Source organism: Amycolatopsis sp. NPDC059021 (assembly GCF_042739895.1).
GTDB lineage: Bacteria > Actinomycetota > Actinomycetes > Mycobacteriales > Pseudonocardiaceae > Amycolatopsis.
The window spans coordinates 89,914-93,264 of record NZ_JBHYIQ010000008.1 but is presented as its reverse complement, the minus strand read 5'-3'; the positions used below and the strand labels follow the sequence as shown (position 1 = coordinate 93,264).

3 protein-coding genes and 1 pseudogene are annotated in these 3,351 nt (G+C 68.7%); 2 read left to right on the top strand and 2 right to left on the bottom strand.

What is annotated here, in order from left to right:
• Positions 1–190, bottom strand: a pseudogene (locus tag ACFWX1_RS06920) (hypothetical protein); the annotation flags it as partial.
• Between the two features lie 10 nt (positions 191–200).
• Complete coding sequence (locus tag ACFWX1_RS06915) at positions 201–1,532, bottom strand: MFS transporter (RefSeq protein ID WP_378384641.1); 1,332 nt, start codon at positions 1,530–1,532, stop codon at positions 201–203.
• A gap of 189 nt (positions 1,533–1,721) precedes the next feature.
• Between ACFWX1_RS06915 and fabG the strand changes: the two genes are divergently transcribed.
• Both fabG and fabI read left to right on the top strand, forming a co-directional pair.
• The gene (gene fabG / locus ACFWX1_RS06910; RefSeq protein WP_378384640.1) at positions 1,722–2,426 is read left to right on the top strand and encodes a 3-oxoacyl-ACP reductase FabG; all 705 of its coding nucleotides are present in this window, start codon (positions 1,722–1,724) and stop codon (positions 2,424–2,426) included.
• 41 nt (positions 2,427–2,467) lie between these two features.
• Entirely contained in the window at positions 2,468–3,235 is a 768-nt protein-coding gene (gene fabI, locus ACFWX1_RS06905; RefSeq protein ID WP_378384638.1) for an enoyl-ACP reductase FabI, read from the top strand.
• Positions 3,236–3,351 lie beyond the last annotated feature (116 nt).

Here is a 3,351-nt window from a genome sequence, read left to right as displayed (position 1 = left end):
CCAGCCCCTGGCCCCGTTGCTGGGGGGGGAGAAGCAGTCCCAGCAGCAGCCGGACGGCGCGGGGGGCCCGGCGCGGGGCGGCGCCCCCGCCCGCGACGTGGGTGACCGTGTGCCGGTGGGCGTGCAGGATGTCGGTGAGCGCTTCGGCGATCGCCGGCTCGTCCTCGACCAGCAGCACGCGCACCGTCATCCCTTTCGCCTCAGGCCTCGCGGTCGCGTTCCAGCTCGGAACTGTGCGAGGTCTCGCGCATTGTCCCGTACACGATGAGCGAGACCAGCACGCAGCCCGTGACGTACCAGAAGAACACCGATTCGTGACCCGCGCTCTTCAGCGCCTGCGCGATGAGTTCCGCGGTGCCGCCGAAGATCGCGACGGTGAGCGCGTAGGGCAGGCCGACGCCGAGCGCGCGGATCTTGGTCGGGAACAGCTCGGCCTTCACGATCGCGTTGATCGAGGTGTACCCGGTGACGATCACCAGCCCGGCCAGCATCAGCAGGAACGCGAGCACCGGTTGTTTCGTCGCGCCCATCAGCGTCATGATCGGGACGGTGCAGAGCGTGCCGCCGATGCCGAAGAACATCAGCAGCTTGCGGCGGCCGATCCGGTCGGACAGCTTTCCGGCGAGCGGCTGCAGGATCGCCGCGACGAGGATCGCCGAGAACAGGATGACGGTGACCGTCCGGCGCGGGATGCCCGCGGTGTTCTCCATGAACTTCTGGCTGTAGGTGGCGAAGGTGTAGAAGGACACCGTGCCGCCCAGCGTCAGGCCGACGACGAGCGCGATCTCCTTGGGGTACTTGATCAGCGCGCGCACCGTGCCGCGCTCGCCCGCCTGGCGGCCCGATCCGCCGCTCCTGGCGGTTTCGGCCTGGAAGCTCTCGGATTCGTCCATGCCCCGCCGCAGGTACATGACCACGACCGCGGCCACCGCGCCGACGACGAACGCGATGCGCCAGCCCCACGAAGTCAGCTGCGCCTCGGTGAGGATGCTCTGGAGCAGCAACTGGAGGCCGAGCGCGAGGAGCTGGCCGCCGTAGAGCGTCACGTACTGGAAACTGGAGTAGAACCCGCGTTTGCCGGGAGTGGCCACTTCGGACAGATAGGTCGCGGAGGTGGAGTACTCGCCGCCGACCGAAAGGCCCTGGATGAGGCGCGCGATCAGCAGCAGGATCGGCGCGGCGATGCCGATGTCCTTGTACGTCGGGGTGACCGCGATGAGCAGCGAGCCGAAGGCCATCATCGAGACCGACAGCACCAGCGCGAAGCGGCGCCCGAACCGGTCGGCTATCCGGCCGAGCATCCAGCCGCCGAGCGGCCGCATGAGGAACCCGACCGCGAAAACCGCCGCCGTCCCGAGGAAAGCCGCCGTGGTGTCCTTGGCGGGGAAGAACGATTTCGCGAAGTAAGTGGTGAACGCGGCGTAGGCGTACCAGTCGTACCACTCGATCAGGTTGCCGATCGATCCGCGCAGCACGTTGCCGATGACCCGCCGTTCGCTCGGGCGCGCGGACTCGCTGATCCGGGTTGTCATCCTTGACCTCCTGTGTTGAGGCTCACCATGAACAGTCGGTGACGAACGGGCAAGTACGGGGGGCCGTTCCTAACATCCGCTTAGGACGGTTCGGCTACTCGTAGGTAAGGGTGGCGCGGGTGCGGGGCCTGCGGCGTCAGCCGATAGCCTCGTGGCCGTCAGTGCGGAGACGACGCGAGGAGTGCGGTAGTGGGACGGTCGGTTCTGGTCACCGGGGGCAACCGTGGCATCGGTCTGGCGATCGCCCGGGATCTCGCGGCACAAGGCCACAAGGTGGCCGTCACCCACCGCGGTTCGGGCGCCCCGGACGGGCTGTTCGGCGTTCAGGCCGACGTCACCGACACCGAGCAGATCGACGCGGCCTTCAAGCTCGTCGAGGAGCACCAGGGCCCAGTCGAGGTGCTGGTGTCGAACGCGGGCCTGACCGACGACACGCTGCTGATGCGGATGAGCGAGGACCAGTTCGCCCGCGTGATCGACGCGAACCTGACCGGCGCCTACCGCGTCGCCAAGCGTGCTTCCCGCGGGATGCTGCGGGGCAAGTGGGGCCGGTTCGTGTTCATCTCGTCGGTGGTCGCCCTGGCGGGTTCGGCGGGCCAGGCGAACTACGCGGCGAGCAAGGCCGGGCTGATCGGCTTCGCCCGGTCGCTGGCGCGGGAGCTGGGCTCGCGCAACATCACCTCGAACGTCGTCACGCCGGGGTTCGTGCAGACCGACATGACCGAAGAACTGGGCGAGGAGCGCAAGCAGCAGATCCTCGGCCAGATCCCGGCCGGCCGCTACGCCGATCCGTCGGAAATCGCCGCCGCGGTGCGGTATCTCGCCTCGGAGGAGGCGGGCTACGTCAACGGCGCGGTGCTGCCCGTCGACGGCGGCCTCGGCCTCGGCCACTGACCCCCTCGGTTTCCCCTTCCGATCCACGACCAGGAGGATTCGTGCCCGGACTGCTCGAAGGCAAGCGCCTGCTCATCACCGGCGTCATCACCGACGCGTCGCTCGCGTTCCACGCGGCCAAGATCGCTCAGCAGGAGGGGGCGAAGGTGGTGCTCACCGGCTTCGGCAGGCTGTCGCTCGTCGAGCGCATCGCCAAGCGGCTGCCCGAGGAGGCGCCGGTCCTGGAGCTGGACGTGACCAACCAGGAGCACCTGGACTCGCTGGCGGACCGCGTCCGTGAGCACGTCGACGGCCTCGACGGCGTCCTGCACTCGATCGGTTTCGCCCCGCAGACCTGCCTGGGCGCGCCGTTCTTGGACGCCCCCAGCGACGACGTGAAGGTCGCGGTGGACGTCTCGGCGTTCTCGTTCAAGGCTCTTACCGTGGCCACGCTGCCGCTGCTGAGCCGTGGCGCGTCGATCGTCGGCATGGACTTCGACGCGCGGGTCGCGTGGCCGGTCTACAACTGGATGGGCGTGGCGAAGGCGGCGCTGGAGTCGGTCAACCGCTACCTGGCGAAGGAACTCGGGCCGAAGGGCATCCGGGTCAACCTGGTGTCCGCGGGCCCGATGAAGACGATGGCCGCGAAGTCCATCCCCGGCTTCAGCGAACTGGAGGAGGGCTGGGGCGACCGCGCGCCGCTCGGCTGGGACAGCTCCGACCCGGACCCGACGGCGAAGTCCGTCTGCGCGGTCCTGTCGGACTGGCTGCCCGCCACCACCGGCTCGATGATCATGGTCGACGGTGGCGTCCACGCCCTCGGCATCTGAGCTTTTCGACGGTCCGTGAAGGCCTCCTTCACAGCGCTCATTGCTGTGTATGTGGCCGGGCAGGGTGTTTCGGCCCAGGGGGGGATTAAAAAAGGGCGCAGCCGCCGGCCATGCCA